The organism is Synechococcus sp. CS-603 (genome assembly GCF_977929215.1).
This window is the reverse complement of record NZ_OZ376778.1, coordinates 1,183,747-1,202,788: the sequence shown is the minus strand read 5'-3', so window position 1 is coordinate 1,202,788 and position 19,042 is coordinate 1,183,747. Positions and strand designations below refer to the sequence as shown.

At 64.5% G+C, this 19,042-nt stretch carries 15 protein-coding genes; 7 read left to right on the top strand and 8 right to left on the bottom strand.

All coding sequences use genetic code 11. The features are described 5' to 3' along the window. Window positions 1-2 precede the first annotated feature (2 nt). From ACXMDM_RS06305 to ACXMDM_RS06290, 4 genes are all read right to left on the bottom strand, one after another. Complete coding sequence (locus ACXMDM_RS06305; RefSeq protein ID WP_311134192.1) at window positions 3-1,154, bottom strand: efflux RND transporter periplasmic adaptor subunit; 1,152 nt, start codon at window positions 1,152-1,154, stop codon at window positions 3-5. Between the two features lie 246 nt (window positions 1,155-1,400). Next, window positions 1,401-1,646 carry a hypothetical protein gene (locus tag ACXMDM_RS06300; RefSeq protein WP_499570286.1) on the bottom strand — a complete coding sequence of 82 codons (246 nt, stop codon included), beginning with the start codon at window positions 1,644-1,646 and terminating at the stop codon, window positions 1,401-1,403. 37 nt (window positions 1,647-1,683) lie between these two features. Continuing rightward, complete coding sequence (locus ACXMDM_RS06295) at window positions 1,684-5,097, bottom strand: efflux RND transporter permease subunit (protein WP_145536912.1); 3,414 nt, start codon at window positions 5,095-5,097, stop codon at window positions 1,684-1,686. A 12-nt stretch (window positions 5,098-5,109) separates the two neighbouring features. Continuing rightward, complete coding sequence (locus ACXMDM_RS06290; RefSeq protein WP_233830619.1) at window positions 5,110-6,213, bottom strand: efflux RND transporter periplasmic adaptor subunit; 1,104 nt, start codon at window positions 6,211-6,213, stop codon at window positions 5,110-5,112. Between the two features lie 123 nt (window positions 6,214-6,336). Here ACXMDM_RS06290 and ACXMDM_RS06285 point away from each other — a divergent pair, with 123 nt between their 5' ends. Next, complete coding sequence (locus ACXMDM_RS06285) at window positions 6,337-8,604, top strand: AAA family ATPase (RefSeq protein ID WP_071801042.1); 2,268 nt, start codon at window positions 6,337-6,339, stop codon at window positions 8,602-8,604. Window positions 8,605-8,640: 36 nt separating this feature from the next. Here the strand turns inward: ACXMDM_RS06285 and ACXMDM_RS06280 are convergent, their stop codons facing one another. Together ACXMDM_RS06280 and ACXMDM_RS06275 are read right to left on the bottom strand one after the other, a co-directional pair. After that, window positions 8,641-9,321: an alpha/beta hydrolase gene (locus tag ACXMDM_RS06280; RefSeq protein WP_370454132.1), complete on the bottom strand. Its 681-nt coding sequence runs from the start codon at window positions 9,319-9,321 to the stop codon at window positions 8,641-8,643. A 115-nt stretch (window positions 9,322-9,436) separates the two neighbouring features. Further along, window positions 9,437-9,943: a hypothetical protein gene (locus ACXMDM_RS06275; RefSeq protein ID WP_071801040.1), complete on the bottom strand. Its 507-nt coding sequence runs from the start codon at window positions 9,941-9,943 to the stop codon at window positions 9,437-9,439. 63 nt (window positions 9,944-10,006) lie between these two features. Between ACXMDM_RS06275 and bcp the strand changes: the two genes are divergently transcribed. Beyond that, window positions 10,007-10,474 carry a thioredoxin-dependent thiol peroxidase gene (bcp, locus tag ACXMDM_RS06270; protein WP_071801039.1) on the top strand — a complete coding sequence of 156 codons (468 nt, stop codon included), beginning with the start codon at window positions 10,007-10,009 and terminating at the stop codon, window positions 10,472-10,474. Here bcp and ACXMDM_RS06265 read toward each other — a convergent pair. Both ACXMDM_RS06265 and ACXMDM_RS06260 read right to left on the bottom strand, forming a co-directional pair. Then, entirely contained in the window at window positions 10,452-11,198 is a 747-nt protein-coding gene (locus ACXMDM_RS06265; protein WP_071801038.1) for a type III pantothenate kinase, read from the bottom strand. The two genes, bcp and ACXMDM_RS06265, sit on opposite strands and share 23 nt — an antisense overlap. A gap of 1 nt (window position 11,199) precedes the next feature. After that, window positions 11,200-11,982: a phosphoadenylyl-sulfate reductase gene (locus tag ACXMDM_RS06260; RefSeq protein WP_071802173.1), complete on the bottom strand. Its 783-nt coding sequence runs from the start codon at window positions 11,980-11,982 to the stop codon at window positions 11,200-11,202. A gap of 78 nt (window positions 11,983-12,060) precedes the next feature. Between ACXMDM_RS06260 and ACXMDM_RS06255 the strand changes: the two genes are divergently transcribed. The 5 genes from ACXMDM_RS06255 to ACXMDM_RS06235 all read left to right on the top strand — a co-directional run bounded on the left by ACXMDM_RS06255 (window position 12,061) and on the right by ACXMDM_RS06235 (window position 18,946). Then, entirely contained in the window at window positions 12,061-13,296 is a 1,236-nt protein-coding gene (locus ACXMDM_RS06255) for an NAD(P)/FAD-dependent oxidoreductase (protein WP_071801037.1), read from the top strand. Window positions 13,297-13,304: 8 nt separating this feature from the next. Continuing rightward, window positions 13,305-13,958: an HAD-IA family hydrolase gene (locus ACXMDM_RS06250; protein WP_499570279.1), complete on the top strand. Its 654-nt coding sequence runs from the start codon at window positions 13,305-13,307 to the stop codon at window positions 13,956-13,958. After that, complete coding sequence (hflX, locus tag ACXMDM_RS06245; protein ID WP_071801036.1) at window positions 13,955-15,604, top strand: GTPase HflX; 1,650 nt, start codon at window positions 13,955-13,957, stop codon at window positions 15,602-15,604. Before ACXMDM_RS06250 ends, hflX begins: the two co-directional genes overlap by 4 nt. Before the next feature lie 868 nt (window positions 15,605-16,472). Next, entirely contained in the window at window positions 16,473-18,212 is a 1,740-nt protein-coding gene (locus tag ACXMDM_RS06240; protein ID WP_233831316.1) for an SLC13 family permease, read from the top strand. A gap of 98 nt (window positions 18,213-18,310) precedes the next feature. After that, window positions 18,311-18,946 carry a peroxiredoxin gene (locus ACXMDM_RS06235; RefSeq protein WP_071801034.1) on the top strand — a complete coding sequence of 212 codons (636 nt, stop codon included), beginning with the start codon at window positions 18,311-18,313 and terminating at the stop codon, window positions 18,944-18,946. The last annotated feature ends 96 nt before the right edge of the window (window positions 18,947-19,042 follow it).

Genomic DNA, 19,042 nt, shown 5'->3' with positions numbered 1-19,042 from the left:
GTTCAGCTCTCCACCTTGCTGCCCAACGGCATCTCCTTCACAGGCATGCCGCTGCGCAGAAGCGCGGTATTACTCACCACCACGCGAGCTCCGCTGGGCAGGCCACTGATCAGGGGATAGGAATTTCCCTGAAGGGGGCCAAGCGTCACAGCCACCTGGATCACGGTGGGCTGGCTTGGGTTCTCGGCCGCCAACTTCGTGAGTTTTTCTTTCTGAGCCTCAGGAACCTGCTGCGATGCTTTGATCTTTGGCAGGATCTCCGACAGGGGCACGATCCGATAAACGAAGGGCTGGGAGGCCTGCATCGTCACCGCTTGGACCGGAACAGCCAGCTGTTGACTCTGGCTGGTGATGATTTCATTTTTCACCACTAGGCCACTCTTGAGCTGGCCGGTCGGATTGGCGAACTCCGCCTTCACCAGCAGAGAATTCGGTGAAGCGGAGCTGCCCGTCCGACTGAAAAAGGGCGAGATGAACACCACCCGACCCTCGCCTGTCACCGCTGGCGAGCCCTGGGAGGTCAGCAAGACCTTCTGACCAATCTTGACTTTCCCCTGTTGGGTGGCTGGCACATCCATCTGACTCCAGAGGGAGCCGTTCTCAACCACACCGGTGATGGCCTGACCCTTCTGCACAAAGTCACCGAGTTTGACACTGCTGAGATCACCAAGCACACCGGCAATCGGCGCCCTGACGACGGTGTAATCCAAGGTGGCGGCGTCCGCTTTTGCCTGATCCCTGGATTCAAGCGCCTGGGTGATATAGAAATCCCTCTCCTTGGTGGAAACAGCTCCCTGATCATTCAAAAAGATGTAACGCTCTGCATTGATCTGATCTTTGCGCGCCTCGGCACGGCTGGCGTCCAGCTGGGCCGTCGGCTGCACGTTGTCGAGGACAAGAACGGGTTGGTTCTGCTCTACGCGCTGACCCTGCTGGGCAAGGATCCGCACCACGCGACCATCCGTTTCGGGCTTGAGCACCACATCCGTCACCGACTCAAGCTTGCTCACCACGCGGATGCTGGGGGTGAACATTTGCTCTCCGAGCTGGGCAGACTGGACCGAGAGCAAGGGTGGGGCTGTGGCCTGAGTGCCGCAGCCCACTACCATCAGCAGAGGGAGCAGTGCCAGGGGGGCGCAGCGTTGGAGGGGCAAGAAAGCGAGCCTGATCGGGGCCTCGTGGCCTTTGACTTGGCGATCAGAACGGTTCCACTGATGGGGAGGATCAATCAAAGGTCGTGCCGTCTGGGGATCCGAAGGGAACGTAGTGAAACCATCGAACCAAGACCGCAAAGCCCTGACCTCAACACGGCCTTCAGACTAGCTGTGATCACTTTGGCGGCCAGTGGGTGTTAGCCACAGATGGACGGGCAAAACTCGCTCCAACCAGGTGCTCACCCCTCAGGGGCGATTGCGGGGGCGGCCCCAACGGCCAGGGGATTGGTGATAGGCAGGATCCGGATTGCTGACCTGAAGCTGGCGCACGGTTTCGATCGCCATCGCGGCCAGGCAGGCGAAGGCTCCCAGCAGCAACCGGAACCAGAACTGGGCATAGGAGCTGACCGTGACAGGGGTGTTGGCCACAATCGACTGCAGGAAGACACTAACCAACAGGCCAAGGAGGGCCCCGACAAGGCCCGTCAGCACGATGCGGCGGCCGTTGAGGGGTATGGGGGGGGAGCCATCAGGGGGAGGGCGAGGCCACGACCGGGGGAGGTGCCTGGTCCTTGCCGGACGACCCCAGCTGTTTGACCACCACGTAGAACACCGGCACCACAAAAAGGGATAGCACGGTGGCCACCATCAGACCGCCGAACACCACGGTGCCCAGGGACGCCTGGCTGCGGGCACCCGCCCCGCTGGCGAGCACCAGGGGCAGGAAGCCGAACAGGGAAGAGATGGCTGTCATCAGGATCGGCCGCAGCCGCGATTCAGCCGCCTCCTTGGCTGCCTGATAGGGGGTGGCCCCCTCGGCCATGCGCTGGTTGGCCAGATCGACGATCAGGATCCCGTTCTTAGCGGCCAGGCCGATCAGCATCACCAGGCCCACCTGGGCGTAGATGTTGAGCACCTCGCCGCGCAGCGCCAGGAAAGCCAGAGCCCCGAGCATCGCGGTGGGGACTGTCATCAGGATGATCAAGGGGTCGATGTAGCTCTCGTACTGGGCGGCGAGCACCAAGTACACCACCAGGATGCCGAACGCGAAGATCACCACCGCCAGGGCGCCGGCCTTCACCTCTTCACGCGACAAGCCGGTCCAGTCGAAGCCGAGGCCGTTGGTGTCGAGCTGGTTGAAGGTGTCGATCATGCCCTTGATCGCTTCACCGGAGCTGCGGCCCGGCGCCGCTGACCCGTCGATCTTGATCGAGCGGAACAGGTTGAAATGGGGAATCACCGCCGGGCCGGTGGTGGGTTCCACCGTGAACACCTCTGACAGCGGCACAGGTTCGCCGCTGCGGTTGCTCACGAACAGGGACTTCAGTTGCTGGGGCGTGGCCCGGAAGGCCGCATCCGACTGCACGTAGACCCGACGGATCTTGCCCTCCTGGAAGGTGTCGTTGATGTAGGCACCACCGAAGTAGAAGCTGAAGGTCTGCATCGCCTGGCCGAAGTCGACATCGAGGGCGGCCAGTTGCTCCCGGTTGACCTCCACCTTCAGCTGGGGGGACTCGGGCGTGAACTGGGTGAAGACGCGGCTGAACACTCCGGTGGGGATCGCCTTGGCGATCAGCTGGTTGGTATTGGCGAAGAACTCAGGCAGGCTCAGGGCACCGGAGCTCTGATCCAGCATCTGGAACTCGAAGCCCCCGGAGGTTCCGTAACCGGGGATCGCCGGCGGTTCCACCACGAAGATCCGGGCCCCGTTGATCACCGAGAGCTTGCGGTTCAGCCGCTCCACGATCTTCTCCATGAACTGATCGGGATTAGGGCGCTCATCCCAGTTCTTGGTCCCAAAGAAGAACAGGCCACGGTTGGGGGCGTTGCCATCGAGGCTGAAGCCACTGATGATCACGGAGGTGGAGATCTCCGGTTCGGTGCGGATGATCTCAGCCACCTGGGCATTGATCTTGCGGGTGTTCTGCTCGGAGCCGCCGTCGGGAGCCTGCACAAAGCCGATCGCGTAGCCCTGGTCCTCGATGGGCACGAAGCCCGAAGGGATCGATGTAAAGGCCACCCCCGTGAGAACGATTCCCCCCACCAACACGCCCATGATCAGCAGCCGGTGGGCGAGCACCCAGGCCAGGCTGCGCTGATACCAACCTTCCCCGGAGGCATAGAAGCGGTTGAAGCCGCTGAAAATCGGCCCCAGGAAAGCCCCCAGCAGCAGACCGATCAGGCTGAAGATCCCCACCGCTAGCGGACTGGACACCCCGCCGAGCACCAGCCCCAGCACCGCCGCTGCCACGGTGACGGGCAGCCGCAGGGGCAGACGGGTGATCAGGCCCAGCAGGTAGCCGAGCAGCAGGCCCGCCACCAGCACCCCGAGCACCACAAGGGCACCGCCACCACTAACCAGCAGGCCATAGACGAAGCCGATCGTGGTGCCCGCGATGGCATAGGTGCGCCGGCTCGGTGGTTCGCTTTCACGCGCGAGCAACAGGGCCGAGAGCATCGGCGAGAAGGTGAGGGCGTTGAAGGTGGAAATGGCCACCGAGAAGATGATCGTGGCGGCGAACTGCTGGTAGATCGTGCCGGTGGCGCCGGGAAAGAAGAGCACCGGCAGGAACACGGCAAACAGCACCAGCGATGTGGCGATCACCGCCCCGAACAATTCGTTCATGGTGCTCATGGCGGCCTCCAGGGCGGTCATCCCCTGGGCCTTCTTGGTGGAGGTGTCTTCGATCACGGTGATCGCGTCATCCACCACCAGGCCTGTCGCCAGCACCAGACCGAACAGGGTGAGCTGGTTTAGGGAGAAGCCGGCCGCCTTCACGAACAGGAAGGTGCCCACCAGGGCCACGGGGATGGCGATGCCAGGCACCAGGGTGGCCTTCCAGTTCTGCAGGAACAGAAACAGGATCAGCACCACCAGCACCACGGCATCGCGCAGGGAACTGGTCACCCCCTGGATGGAGGCATTGATGAAGTCCGTGGTGTCGTAGATCTTCTCGACCTTCATGCCGGGCGGCATGCTGCGGCTGAACTCGTCGAGCACCTCCTCCACGCCCCGCGACACCTCGAGGGCATTGCTGCCGCTCAACTGGTAGACCAGTAGGCCGACGGAGGGAACGCCCTGGAGATCGGTGGCGTTGGCGTCGTAGGTCTCGGCGCCCAGCTCCACCCGGCCCACATCCCTGAGGCGCACCAGGCCGCCGTCTTCACCGGTGCGCAGGACCAGATCGGTAAATTCCGTCGTGCTGCGCAACCGACCCTGAAGCTGCACCGTGAAGGTGAACTGCTGACCCTCAGGAGCGGGCTCTCCCCCCACCTGACCAGCTGGCACCAGGCGGCTCTGGCTGCGCAGGGCGTTCACCACATCGGAGGAGGTCAGCTGGTTGGCCGCCAGACGATCGGGATCGAGCCAGAGCCGGAAGGCGAGTTGGCGGTTGCCGACATAGGCAGTGTTGCCCACACCCTTGACCCGTTTGATCCGATCCGTGAGGTTCTGATCGAGCAGGCCACTGATGAATTCCGTGCTGAATGGATTATTGGCATCGTCGCTGCCGAAGTTGTACACCAGCAGAATCGAGTTGGAGGCCTTGTTGACCACCACCCCGGATTGGCGCACCTCCTCGGGCAACTGGGGCTGGGCCAGTGCCACCCGGTTCTGCACGTTCACCTGGTTGATGTCCCCGTCGGTGCCGCTAGCGAACGACACGGTGATCGCGCTGCTGCCATCGGCGGCGCTGGAGGAGGTGATGAAGTCCATGTTCTCCACCCCGTTGATCTGCTGCTCCAGCACATTGGTGACACCTTCCTCCACCGACACCGCGTCGGCGCCGTTGTAACGGGAGTTCACCGTCACCGTCGGGGGGGCGATGTCGGGCAGGTTCTCGATCGGCAGCAGGGGGATCGCGATCAGGCCACCGATCACGATCAGCAGGCTGCAGACGGTGGTCAGCACCGGCCGGGTGATGAAATTATCGGAAGCAGACATCCGGGCGGCTCCCTATTTCACCGTCACGGGCGTGCCGTGGCGGAGGGTGAGCAGGTTGGTGGTGATTACCGGATCGCTGAGGCCAACCCCTTGAAGCACCGGATAGCGGTTGTTCTGCAGATCGCCGAGCTGTACTGGAATCTGCAAGGCGAACTTGGAGCCGGCCGGTAAGGCGCGCAGGGGCTCAAGATTCACCTTGCCTGGGTTGCGCTCAAGATCCTGCAAACTGCCGACGGAGAACACGAAGCTCTGTCCCGACGACTGGGTGACAGCAGCGAACGGCACCGAAGGCAGCTCGCCGGCGGCCAGCACCAGCCGGGTGCGCAGCCTCAGGCCGGTGCGCAGGGCGCCCGTTGGGTTAGGAAACTCTGCCTTGAGCAACAAGGTCTGGGTCCCTGGGGTGACGGCCGGATCCACCGAGCTGACCACCCCGGTAGCCACCGCCGTGCCTCCCTGAGGTTCCTGCAACAGCACCGGCAGGCCGGGGCGGACCCGATTGGTAAAAATACCGGGCACATCGATGCGGGCCATCAGTCGGTCGTTGCGCACCACCTTGGTGAAGGCCGCGCCGGCGGCGATCACATCGCCCTGTTTCACCTGGAGGTCGCTGATCACGCCGCTGATCGGGGCGCGCAGGTTGCTGAAGGCCAGGTCGGCCTCGCGGGCCGCCACGGCTTCCCGTGACTGCAGATATTGGGCCTTCAACTCGTCGCGCTGCAGGGCGCTGGCAGCCCCTTGGCTGGCGAGGAATTCAAAGCGCTCGTAGTTGAGCTTGTCCTTGTCGCGCTCAGCGATCAAGCTCGCCACATCGGCACGCACCTGGGCCTGATCGAGCACCAGCAGCAACTGCCCCTGCTGGACCTGATCACCCTGACGGACCAGCAGGCGCTCAATCCGGCCTGGGGCCTGGGCCGCCAGCTGCACCTCCTCGATCGCTTCAAGGGTGCTGATCGTGTCGACGTCGTTGCTGAAGCGGCCCAGCGCCACCGGCTGGGTGGACACCTCCACCTGGCGCACCGCCTCCGGCGGCGGACTGGCGCAGCCGCTGAGCGCCAACAGCCCGGCTGCCAGGACAGCGCTGGTTCCCGAGGAGATGGAACGACGGGAATGAATCACGCGGTCGGAGAAAGTTGGGCAGATTCTGCTTGACTCGGGCAACGATCTGTTGCGACGAGTACGACTAGCAGGATTGTCACCCATCGACCTGACCTTGCCGCGATCCAGACGGACCAAACCGTTGTGAGCGATCTGTTCGCGTTCGAAGCGCAGCGCCGCTTGCAGGCGATCGCGCCCCTGGCCGATCGGATGCGACCACGCACAATCGAGGAGTTCGTGGGCCAGGACGCAATCCTCGGCCCCGGCAGGCTGTTGCGCCGCGCCATCGCCGCCGACCGGGTGGGCAATCTGATCCTGCACGGGCCGCCCGGAGTGGGCAAAACCACATTGGCCCGGATCATCGCCGGCAGCACCCGCGCCCACTTCGCCAGCCTCAATGCGGTGCTGGCCGGCGTCAAGGAGTTGCGGGCCGAGGTGGAGGCCGCGCGCGAGCGGCTCGGTCGCCATGGCCTGCGCAGCTTTCTGTTCATCGACGAGGTGCATCGCTTCAACAGCGCCCAGCAGGACGCCCTGCTGCCCTGGGTGGAGAACGGCACGGTCACCCTGATCGGCGCCACCACCGAAAACCCCTGCTTCGAGGTGAACAAGGCGTTGGTGAGTCGCTCGCGCCTGTTCCGGCTGCAGCCCCTGGAGGCGGATGAACTGGGGCAGTTGCTGGAGAGGGCCCTGGCTGATCCGGAGCGGGGGTACGGCGATCGTCCGGTGGCCCTGGAGCCAGCCGCCGCCGCCCACCTGCTGGATGTGGCCAGTGGCGATGCCCGCAGCCTGCTCAATGCCCTGGAGTTGGCGGTTGAGACCACCGAACCAGGCGCCGACGGGCTGATCCGCATCGATCTGAGCATCGCCGAGGAGTCGATCCAGCAGCGCGCGGTTCTCTACGACAAGCAGGGGGATGCCCACTTCGACACGATCAGCGCCTTCATCAAGTCGCTGAGGGGCTCCGACAGCGACGCGGCCCTGTTCTGGCTGGCCCGGATGGTGGAGGCCGGTGAGAATCCACGCTTCATTTTTCGCCGGATGTTGATCGCAGCAGGAGAAGACGTGGGCCTGGCCGATCCCCAGGCGATCGTGGTGGTCGAAGCCTGTGCCGCGGCCTTCGAGCGGGTGGGGCTGCCGGAGGGGCTCTACCCCCTCGCCCAGGCGGCCCTCTATCTCGCTGGTGCCGAGAAAAGCAACAGCGTGCTGGGCTTTTTCGATGCCATCCAAACTGTTCGTGCCGCCAGCAAGCAGGCCGTTCCCTCCCACCTGCGCGACGCCAATCGCGATGGCCAGGCCTTCGGTGATGGCCAGGGCTACCGCTACCCCCATGCCTACAGCGAGCACTGGGTCGCCCAGACCTACCTGCCGGCGCCCTTGCAAGGGCAAGTGTTCTGGCAGCCCGGCTCCCTGGGCTGGGAAGGGGCCATCGGGGCCAGGCTGCGGCTACGGCGCGCCGCCCAACTGGCCGCAGAAGCCGAAAGCAGCGCCGAGCAGATCGAGATCGTCAGCAGCAGCGAGGCCGACCCCCTGCTGCGGCGCTGGCTGCAACGCCAGGCCGTCGCTGAAGGGGAGCGTCTCGATCGTCTCCGGCAGCGGTTCTGGCAGGGGGCCAGCTGGCAACGCCACGACAGGGTTCTGGTGCTGGAAGCCCGTTCCCTGCTCTGGGCCCTCGCCCCCCTCGGCGCCACCCCTGAAGGGGGCCTGGTGATCACCGTGGCCGAGGCCTCGGAGCGGCAGCGGCTGGAGGGCCAGGTGCAGATGCTCGAACCGCTTCGCCAACCGCAGCTTCTGGAGATAGCGCCCGATCAACCTGAACAACTCGCTGCCTTGCTGGAGCCGGGCCAACGCTTCGAGTGGGTGGCGGCGCGGCAACCCTTTCAGGGCGCGCCGCCGGATTCACTTCGCCGCTGGGTCCAGACCATCACGGCCCTGAGCGCTGAGAAGGCTGAGATCCGCCTGCTGTTCAGCGCGCCGCTGATCGGGCCAGCCGAAGCTCTGCTGGCTTGGCTTGCGGGGGAGGGTAAGGGCTCCCCCGCACGTTCGCTACGCCAAAGGCTTGAAACCTGCCTGCCCCTGGAGCGGCACTGGCTGGCGGAGGCCTCGTTGACGCCAGAGGCGATCGGCGCCCTGCTGGAGGGGTCAGGCTGGAGCCTCAATAACGATTGTTGGCAGGAATCCCTGCAGATCCGCCTCAGTGAATCCCTGCTGGAACGCTGGTTCGGGGCGGCAAGCAGCCATGGCCAGGCCTTGCGCCAGCACATCTCAGAGACCGCCATCTCAGAGATTCGTGCCGGTTTCACAGCAGCCCTGCAGGCCCAACTGCCGCAGCGCCTTGCTCACACGCTGCTGACAGCCCAACGTGGTAAGGGGGCGCAGGCGACCATCAAAAAAGCCCCGGAATCCCGGGGCTGAGCACAATCGGAATCGGCCAGAAAGGCCGTGCCTCGATCACCAGAGGCCGCGGATGGGCGCGGGGGTGAAGGGCATGGGGGCAGGAGCCGGAGCCGGGGTCATCCTGACTTGAGCCACAGGGTCAGTCATCTGGTTGGCCTGGATGCAGGCGGGCAGGAAGACATACCAGGACAGCAGCGAGGTGCACTGGGCTTCGCCTTCGCATTTGCCTTCGGCGCAGATGTTCTGCTTGCCGTCGTAGGTGCCGCAGGTGTCGGCGAGGCGGAAATCGGTGGGCAGGGCGGCCATGATGCCGGCGGAGGAGAGCTCACCATCGACAGAATCGGCGATGATGGCGCTGCGCAGGGCTTGCACCGCATAGGTGCTCATGCTCCAGTACGGGAAGTAGCTCCGGCTCTGATCCTTGAGGAACTTGACGCCGTCATCGGAGTAGAGGAAGCGAGTCACGCCGACCACATCAACGCTGTAGGTCTTGGAAAGACCAGCGCGGACCTCCTCGGACGTCCAGCCAGAGCGGGACAGGCCATCACCGAGGCCACGGTCGGTGACTTCGCCGCTCTCGATGAAGGTAACGAAGGAATCAAGGCTGGTTGACCACACAGCGCCACCGGTGTTCCAGCGGACGGGAAGGTCGTTATCGACGGCGGCGGAAGCGGGCAGCGCCGCCGTCGAGAGAGCAGCACCCATCAGCAGGGTGGCAGTAAGACGCTTAAGCACGGCAGAAAAAGCCAGAATCACCTTTTAACCTAGCCTTCTGAGTTGCATTTGCCAACATCTCAGCTGTTTGGTCCTGATAAATTGACAGATCACAAACAGATTTAACTGATCAGGATCAGCCGGGGGTACTGGCGGGTCGCATGTTGGGGAGCGGCGCCCAGCCCTGGGGACAGGTCAGACGCGAGCTTCGCAGCGGGAAAGCCCCAGGGGTTCCCTCCCCCCTGCAGACCACGCCACGGGGCACACCGTCGATCGCCTCGACCCTGGCCACGTAGGTTTCGGAGCCGCCCTGGGCTCCAAGCAGGAGCTGGACAGACTGGTCTTCGAGGGTCACGGTTGCTTCCATATCCTCGGGCTTCTCAATTCCCAGCACATCGAGGTAGCCGCTGAATCCGCCCCAGAAATAACGGGTGATTTCAGCGCCTACGAAGCGATCAAGCAGTACGGCTGCTCTCTGACGTTGATCCATCAACGCCTCTTGCGCGTTGAGTTCCACCAGGAATTCGCCTGTGTCCACGCGGCCACGGCTGGTCATGGGACGTGTCAGCGGCAGATCCAGCAATCCGGCTGCTCCGATCAGGCCCAGCACAGCGAACAGACCCACACGGGCGGCAATGACCATCAGGAATCCCGAAGGTTTGAGACCTTAGCCCCTAGTCTCGCGCGACAAACCGTTTCGTTTTCCATGGCCTTGAGCATTGGCGATGCCGCTCCCGACTTCACCCTCATGGACCAGAACAGCGAACCGCTCAGCCTTTCCTCGCTGCGGGGGCAGCGGGTGGTGATCTACTTCTACCCAAAGGACGACACCCCTGGGTGCACCAAGGAGGCGTGCGGCTTCCGTGATCAGTGGGCGCGCTACGAACAGCTTGGGATCAAGGTGCTGGGGATCAGCAAGGACGGCGCCGCCAGCCACGAAAAATTCATCGCCAAGTACACCCTGCCGTTCACCCTGCTCTGTGACCCCGAGCCCTGCCCGGTGGCCAGCGCCTATGGGAGCTATGGACTGAAGAAGTTCATGGGCCGGGAATACATGGGCATGATGCGCCACACCTTCGTGGTGGACCCGGAAGGGAAGCTTGAGCTCGTCTATCTCAAGGTCAAAGCTGAGGAAATGGCTGAGCAGATCCTCACGGATCTGAATCTGGGCTGAGCGCCACAAGGCCTTCCAGGCAGAGCTCAGGTGCCCACTCAAAGTCCAGGCCAAGCTCTTTGAGTAAGGGGGCCAAGCTCGGCCCATCGCCCCCTGTCAGCCAGAGCGTGTGCGGCCCTTCAGACCTGGCCGCCTCCAGCGCCTGAGCGATCGCTGCCGCCAGACCCCAGAGACAGCCGGCGCTCATCGCCTCCGCCGTGGCGGCAGGCCAGGGGTCGAAGCCCGGTTCCAATCCCCCCGTCGGTGCCGCCCAGGCGAGCGCCGGCAGCTGGGCCGTCCCCCTTGCCATCGCCGTCAGCTGGAGTTGGACTCCAGCCATCAATCTCCCTCCGGCGAAGCCTCCCTGGCTGTCCACCCGGGTCAGGCTCAGGCAGGTTCCGGCATCGGCCACAAGCACAGCACCTCCCGCCCCCTCACGCTGCCGGCGCCAGGCCTGCCATCCAGCCAAGGCCCGGTCAACGCCGAGCCAGGGCGGCATCGAGACCAGCGGCACGCCGGCCTGGTGAAAGCGGCGCCCTAGCGGTAACTGGAGCTGGGGTGCGGGCTGTCCCACACAGGCCCAGCAGCGCAGCCGCTCGCCCTCCTTTGGCTTGAGGCTGGCCGGTGCCTGGCTGTGCCAGCAGCGCAAGCCGGAGGTGGCGCTTGCTGCCGCCTCTGCCCAGTGCCAGCGGCTGTTGCCGATCAACAGCCAGCGAGCCGGTGGGGCAGGCCCCGGCACGCCCATCTCAGATGCCCTCGCCCATCACGCCAGGCAGGTGGATGCCACATTCCTGCCTGAGCCCTGCAAAACGGCTGCCGCGTTGGCCATCTTCGCGCTGGCCGTCTTCGCCTGGATCGCTGCCAGCATCCGGGCCGCTGGAATGCCAGTCACCGACCGTGGAGTAGCCCTGCTCGAACAGGGGGTGATGGGGGAGCGCCTGATCCTGCATGTAATAAAAAACGTCTCGACTGGTCCAGCTCAGCAAGGGACGCAGCGACCAGCGGCCGCGCACGCTGTCCAACGGGCGCATCGCGCGGCGATGGTCAGTCTGGTTGCCCCTCACCCCACTGGCCCAGCCGTGCACCTGAAGCTGCTCAAACATCCGATCCAGCGGCTCCACCTTGCGCATCCGCAGGTAGAGATCCATGTCTTCGAGTCGGCCGGTCTCCCAGAGCCGTCCATGCAGCGCCTCCATGCGAGCCGAGCTTTGCTCCGGCTGCGCCACTTGAAGGTTGAGCTTGAGCAGCTGGCAAAGGGTTTCGGCATAGCGGTAGGTTTCCGCCGGCAAGTAGCCGGTGTCCACCCAGATCACCGGGATGGCGGCACTGATTCGGCTGACCATGTGCAGCAGGACCGCCGACTGAATGCCGAAGCTGGTGGTCAGAGCAAAGGAATCACCGAAGGTCTGCAAACCCCAACGGAGGCGGGCCATCGGATCGAGGGGTTGGAGCAGGGCCGTGGCGGCAGCGGCATTCAGCAGAGGGCCGTCACGATCGGTGGGAGGCCGCGAAGCCATCAAGCTGCTCATGGCCTCCATCCTCTGCGTTTCCTCCAACGACGCTGGTTAGGGTTCACCATCCTTTCCTGACGACGCGGTCTGGCCAGCATGACGGAGCCCAGCCCAGAGCAGCAAGCGGGAGCTACTGGAGCGGTCGTCATTGCCGGTGGCGGCTTCGCTGGGTTGTACACAGCCCTGGCCCTGGCCGAACGACGCCACCACCCGCCGATCCTGCTGATCGAGCCGAACGATCGGTTCGTCTTCCTGCCGCTCCTCTACGAACTGCTCTCAGGCGAACTGCGCTCCTGGGAAGTGGCTCCTCGCTATGACACCCTTCTGGCTGGCCACGGCGTGGCCTGGTTGCGGGATCGGGTGAGCGCGATTGATACTCACGCCTCCTCCCTGCGCACCGAGCAGGGCCGGGAGCTGGAGTTCTCGAAGCTGGTGATCGCCACCGGCAGCCGTCCGACCAGCTTCGGCGTGCCTGGGGTGGAGAACCACGCCATCGGCTTTCGCACCCTGGCCGATGTCGAGCACCTACAGGGCCTGGTGCAGGAGCTTCGCGGCCGGCAGCGGCCTCTGCAGCGCCTGGCGGTGGTTGGCGCTGGCCCCAGCGGCGTTGAACTGGCCTGCAAGCTGGCTGATTTGCTGCAGGGAGCGGCCTTGCTGGAGTTGATCGAGCAGGGCCCCGAGCTGCTGCCCAAGGCCCGATCCTTCAACCGTGAGCAGGCCCGCACGGCCCTGCTGCGCCGGGACGTGCGGCTGCGCACCTCTACCAGGGTCCTGGCCGTGGAAGCCGACCACATCCAGCTGGGTCTGCCAGCGGCAGCCGATGGCAGCAGCAGCGAGGAAAGACTGGCCGTCGATGGGGTGATCTGGACGGCGGGGGTGACCGCCAACAGTCCGTCCATCCATCCGGCGGCGGCCATCGATGGCGGCGGCCGCCTGCTCTGCACGCCAGAGCTGCAGCTGCGGGATCACCCGGGTGTGTTCGTGAGCGGGGACCTGGCCCACGTGGAGGATGCCGATGGGGAAGTCCTGCCGGGCACCGCCCAGGTGGCCTTCCAGCAAGCGGATCAGCTGGCAGGCAACCTGCTGCGATCGATCGCGGCTGAGCCGCTTGAGCCCTTTCTCTGGCGCGATCTCGGCGAGATGATCAGCCTTGGTGTTGGCGAGGCCAGCCTCACCGGCCTGGGCTTGACCCTGGCCGGGTCCGCCGCCTACCGCATCCGCCAACTCACCTACCTGTCACGTCTGCCGGGCCGCTCCCACCAGCTGCGTGTGGCAGCGGGCTGGCTCAGCGACCTGGGTCGCCCCCTGTTCGGCCAGGCCTCCCGTTCTTGACACGAGTTGTGATCCCATCGCCCCTCGCTCTGGCCAAGCCCCGTGGCCTGTTGCTCGATGCCATGGGGACCTTGATCGGCCTGCGTCGATCCGTTGGCAACACCTACGCGGAGCTGGCGGCTGACCACGGGATCGCGGCGGAAGCCGAGGCGATCGATCGGGCCTTCGCGGCCGTTTACCCCCAGGCCCCCCCCCTGGCCTTCCCTGGCCTGGCCGGAGAAGCCTTGCTTGAGGCAGAACGTCGGTGGTGGGGGGAGCGGATTGCCGAGGTGTTCAGCGCCAGCGGTGCGTGCTCGAGCACGCCCAACCTGGAACGGGAGCTGTTCGATCGGTTCGCCGATGCCGGCCTCTGGCAGATCTACCCCGATGTGATCGAGCCTCTGCGGCGCTGGCATGAGGCTGGGCTGCGTCTGGCGGTGGTCAGCAATTTTGACCAACGGCTCGGCGCGATCCTGGCGGGGCTCGAACTCGATGGCCTCCTCGAAACGGTGATCGTCTCGAGTGCGGCCGGTGCGGCCAAGCCCAGCCCGATTCCCTTGCAGCTCGCCATCGAGGCCATCGGCCTCCAGCCCAGCGAGGTCTGGCACGTGGGCGACAGCCCCGAAGACGAGCAGGCCGCCATGGCCGCCGGTGTGATCTGCCTACGGATCCTCCGGCCTTGAAACAGGCCGTTCTGCTCGGTCGGGTCAGTGGCCTGCGTCCGGCCCAGAAGCGGCGGCTGGAGCGGCTATCCCAGCGCCGCCATCCGGAAGCCGGTGGGGCCGATCTGCTCTGCCTGCAACGCCTCGCCGCCGAATCGCGGGAACTGGATCTGCCGCTCAGTCTAGTGGTGGATGGGCGTGGGCTCTGCCGGCTGCTCTGGGTCGGCCCCCTGGAGCAATCCGGACGCTTGCTCGATCGGCTGCCCGGCTCGGAGCGGCGCCATGGTCAGGCCTGGCGACTGATCAGCTGCGTGGGGCGGGGGCCTGGCTTGGAGCCCCTGGGGAGTGAGGCGTTGGTGGGTCTCGACCTCAGACCCATCCACTGGCTGCGCTTCCCCCAGCAAGCCGCCGCCGGTGGCCATTGGCCGGCCTGCTGCTACCGACCCAGCCACCAGGAGGGCCAGCCCTGGCAGGTGCAGCTGGAAGGAGATCTCAGCGAGCTGAGTGACCCCATGGCCACGCCAGCGACCCTTGCCAACAATGGGGCGGAGGCCATCAAGGGTGAGCAGAAGCCAGGGCCGGAGAGGGTCCTGCTGCTGGCCTTGGTCGGGCAGGACAGCGAGGCCAGTCAACGGGAGATCGCCGAGCTGGAGGGACTGGTGCGCAGTGCCGGCGGCCTGCCGGTGGGACTGGTCCGGCAGAAACGTCACCCAGCGGGAGCCCAGACCATCTGGGGCGATGGAAAGCTGCGGGAGGCCGCCCTGGAAGCCCGGCGGCTGGAGGCCAGCCTGGTAGTCACCGATCGGGAACTCAGCCCCTTCCAGACCCGACACCTCGAGCGCCTGCTGGATCTGCCGGTGAGCGACCGCAGCGAACTGATCCTCGACATCTTTGCCCAGCGGGCCGCCAGCAGCGCCGGGCGCCTGCAGGTGGAACTGGCCCAATTGCGCTACCGACTGCCGAGGCTGAGTGGCCGCGGCCAGAGCCTGTCACGTCAGGGGGGAGGAATCGGCACCCGGGGACCTGGCGAAACCCAACTGGAGAAGGACCGCCGCGTCATCGCCAGCCGCATCGATCGGCTGCAGGCGGAGGTCAGGCGGCTGGGTGACCACCGCGCACGCCTGCGCCAGGGGCGAGCTGGTGTGCGCCGGCTGGCCCTGGTGGGTTACACCAACGCCGGCAAGAGCTCCCTTCTCAATGTCCTCACCACGCCCGAGGGAGGGGAAGGGGTTCTGGCCGAGAACAAGCTCTTCGCCACCCTCGATCCCACCACGCGACGGCTGGACTCCCATCAGCCAGGCGGCACCAGCCAACGGCTACTGCTCACCGACACGGTGGGGTTCATCCGGGAGCTCCCCCCACCGCTGCTGGAAGCCTTCCGCTCCACCTTGGAGGAAACCCTGGAGGCCGATGGCTTGCTGATCGTGGTGGATCTCTCCGATCCCGCCTGGTCCGAACAACTGCGCACCGTCCACGCGATCCTCGATTCGCTTGGCAGCCAGGCCCCCCGCCAGGTGATCGGCAATCAGATCGATCGCTGCCCGGCCATCGAACTGGAACGCGCCGAGGCGATCAGCCCGAATGTTCTTTTCGTTTCCGCCACCGCCGGACTGGGATTGCACCGCCTGCGGGAGTGGCTGCTGCCTCCGGCTCAGCAGAAGGATTGATCTGATCGCTCCAGATTCGAAGCCAGAAATCAAGGATGGCGATGGCCCGGCCAGTTCGATGACACCTCACTCTTCGGCATTGATTCTGGAGATCAAAAATTGCGGACTATCCGCTTGTCTCCAGCATTGTTCTTGAGAATTGTTCTTGAGAACTGGATTATCCTCCTCCAGCAGGCCACTACCGTGCCGAATGGAGAAATGGTGCCAGCAAGCAGCCAAGGTTGCATATCAAAACATACACAACCACCCCCACTGCTCCATCGGCACGGCTGGAGCAGGATTCGCCGTAGCGATGCATCTCGCTCACAACTTATGAGATTGAAATTGTTTTCAGTGAGTGCAGCGAGCCTTGCCGGGCAGACCCGACTCATCGCATTAAGACCTTGAGAGCCCTCTCCATCGCCAAGTGGCCTTGCCTCAAGCCGATGCCCCCGTTGGCCCATAGCCGAACCAACCCATGGCCGAACCAACGTCGCGGCCATAGCAAGAGCGCAACAACCAACCAATTTAGCCAGTCTCAGGGGAGAATCCTGTTCCTGAACCTGCGCAACGCTTCTGGCCTGAACGAACGTCAAGCCAGCGACGCAACCATGCCAGCAGACGATCAGATACTGCCTGAACTTCATCGGCAATCACGAAGGCAAATGCACCAAACGGCGATCACCGTTCGGTGCATTTACCCAGCCTCTAGCTGCAATCAAACTTATATCAAGTCCTTGGGATTTGATCAGGATCCCGACACTGAAGACTGGGTTCCAAGGCTCAACAGTAGATTCAATCATCCATAACGTTCAGCTCATTGAACGCCTTCCTCCAAACCGCCTTGGCGCCTGACGCCTTGATCACATTGGTGGTGTTGGTGGGCTCCATGGTCTTGTTCATCAGCGGATGGCTGGCCCCGGAAGTCACCGGTCTGCTGGTCGTCGGCTTGCTGATGGCCACGGGCGTGCTCCAGCCTGGAGAAGCTCTGGAGGGTTTCGGCAGTCCGGCCCTGCTCACGGTGCTGGGTCTGTTCGCGATCTCTGCCGGCCTGTTTCGCTCCGGTGGCCTCGATCAGCTCCGAGGGCTGATCGGCTCCGATGCGGTCCGCAGCCCCAAGCGCATGATTCTGCTGCTCACCACTCTGGTGGCGCCGGTTTCAGCCTTCGTGCCCAACACACCGATCGTGGCCTCCCTGCTGCCGGTGATCGAGGGCTGGTGCCATCGCCGCGGCATCTCTCCCTCGAAGGTGCTGCTGCCGCTCTCGTTTGCCACGGTTCTGGGGGGAACACTCACCCTGATCGGCAGCTCAGTGAACCTGCTGGCCAGCGAAGTGAGCAGCAAACTCGGCTACGGCAGCTTCGATCTGTTCACATTCACGCCGATCGGCATTGGCGTCTGGCTGGCGGGCAGCCTCACCATGGTGCTGCTCTCCGACCGCTTCCTGCCGGATCGCGGCGCCAATAACAACGACCTGGTGGGCAGCTTCAGCGGCTATCTCACCGAAGTACTGATCCCCCCGGGCTCGGAGCTGGTGGGCAAGTCGTTGCATCGCACCCGCCTGCAGCGTCGCTTCGACGTCGACGTGCTCGAACTCCATCGCCAGGAGGAGCGTCACACCCCACCGCTGGCCGACCGCAGCTTGATGGAAGGCGATCGCCTGGTGCTGCGTTGCACCCGCGCCGACCTGCTTCGGCTGCAACAGGAGCGCACCATCGTTCTGGCTCCCGTTCCTGAAGCCGCAGACGACGTCTTGGCTCCCCAGGAGCTGAGCCATCTGAGGATGGTGGAGGTTCTGCTACCCGCAGGTTCGACCCTGGCGGGCCAGAGCCTGCGAGAACTGCGCTTCCGCCAGCGCTACAACGCCACCGTTCTGGCACTGCGTCGCGGCAATGTGGTTCTGCGCGAGCGGCTTGGCAAGGCCACCCTGAGGGAAGGCGACGTGCTGCTACTGCAAGGCCCCCAAGACGCCATCCGAGGCCTGCAGGGCACCAATGACCTGATCGTTCTCGAGCAGATCGAGGACGATCTGCCCACCGTGAGCCGCAAAGGGGTGGCGATCCTCATCGCGGTGCTGGTGATCCTCCTGCCCAGCTTCAAGGTGCTGCCTCTGGTGGCGTCGGTGCTGCTGGGCACCGTGGCGATGGTGGCCACCGGCTGCCTGCGCACCGGTGAAATGCTGCGATCCATCCGGCTTGATGTGATTCTGCTGCTGGGATCCCTGAGCAGCTTCAGCGTCGCCCTCGAGAAGACCGGACTGGCCGAAGCCGTGGCCAATACGCTGCTTGATGGCCTGCGCAACTTGCCGGCCTACTGGGCCCTGGCTGCCATTTTCCTGTTCACCACCCTGCTGACGGAGGTGATGAGCAATGCCGCCACCATTGCGATGGTGATCCCGATAGCGGCCAAGGTGGCCATCGGCTTCGGGATGCCACCGATGGCCTTCATCTTCGCCGTGCTGTTCGGTGCCAGCCAGAGCTTTCTCAGCCCCGTGGGCTACCAGACCAACTTGATGGTTTTCGGTCCAGGTCGCTATCGCTTCCTTGATGTGGCCCGCTACGGATTCCCGCTGACCCTGTTGATGACCGTCCTGGTGCCCTGGCTGATCTGCCGGCAGTTCAACCTTTGAGACAGGCTTGTAGGCAGCCCTGCTTTCAACGCCGAACCACGCACCAGAATGGGCTGTAGCGGTTGTGGCAGCATAGGAAGCTGATTCTTCTTTGTTCCATGGCCCTTCAGCTCGGTGACACCGTTCCCGATTTCACCCAGGATTCGCAACAGGGCCCGATCAACCTCTACGACTACGCCGGAGAGAGCTGGGTCGTGCTGTTTTCGCACCCCGCCGACTACACCCCGGTCTGCACCACCGAGCTGGGCGAAGTCTCGCGGCTGCGCCCGGAGTGGGAGAAGCGCAACGTCAAAACCATCGCCCTGAGCGTTGATTCCGCCGAAAGCCACAAGGGCTGGATCGGCGACATCAACGAAACCCAGAGCACCAGCGTCGATTACCCGATCCTGGCCGATGCCGATAAATCGGTGAGCGAGCTGTACGGGATGATCCATCCCAAGGCCCTCAACAATCTGACCGTGCGTTCGGTGTTCATCATCGATCCGAACAAGAAACTGCGGCTGCAGATCACCTATCCCGCCAGCACCGGCCGGAACTTTGATGAGATTCTGCGGGTGATCGATTCCCTCCAGCTCACCGACCACCACCAGGTGGCCACGCCGGTGAACTGGAAGGACGGCGAAGACTGCGTTGTGGTGCCTTCGATTTCCACCGACGATGCCCGGGTGAAATTCCCTAAGGGAGTCACGGAGATCAAGCCCTACCTGCGCACCACACCCCAGCCCAATCGCTGAGCCTCCCCTTCGGCAGGTTTCGGTTGGCTTGGACGCCCTCACCATGCCGCCGGGATCGGGCAGGTTTCAGAATGACGCCTGCCTCTCCGACGCTCG

Excerpts from the sequence above, each read along its gene's own strand:
- ACXMDM_RS06295 (WP_145536912.1), bottom strand. The coding sequence starts at position 5,097 with ATGTCTGCTTCCGATAATTTCATCACCCGGCCGGTGCTGACCACCGTC.
- ACXMDM_RS06275 (WP_071801040.1), bottom strand. The coding sequence starts at position 9,943 with ATGGTCATTGCCGCCCGTGTGGGTCTGTTCGCTGTGCTGGGCCTGATC.
- bcp (WP_071801039.1), top strand. The coding sequence starts at position 10,007 with ATGGCCTTGAGCATTGGCGATGCCGCTCCCGACTTCACCCTCATGGAC.
- ACXMDM_RS06265 (WP_071801038.1), bottom strand. The coding sequence starts at position 11,198 with ATGGGCGTGCCGGGGCCTGCCCCACCGGCTCGCTGGCTGTTGATCGGC.
- ACXMDM_RS06260 (WP_071802173.1), bottom strand. The coding sequence starts at position 11,982 with ATGAGCAGCTTGATGGCTTCGCGGCCTCCCACCGATCGTGACGGCCCT.
- ACXMDM_RS06255 (WP_071801037.1), top strand. The coding sequence starts at position 12,061 with ATGACGGAGCCCAGCCCAGAGCAGCAAGCGGGAGCTACTGGAGCGGTC.
- ACXMDM_RS06240 (WP_233831316.1), top strand. The coding sequence starts at position 16,473 with ATGGTCTTGTTCATCAGCGGATGGCTGGCCCCGGAAGTCACCGGTCTG.
- ACXMDM_RS06235 (WP_071801034.1), top strand. The coding sequence starts at position 18,311 with ATGGCCCTTCAGCTCGGTGACACCGTTCCCGATTTCACCCAGGATTCG.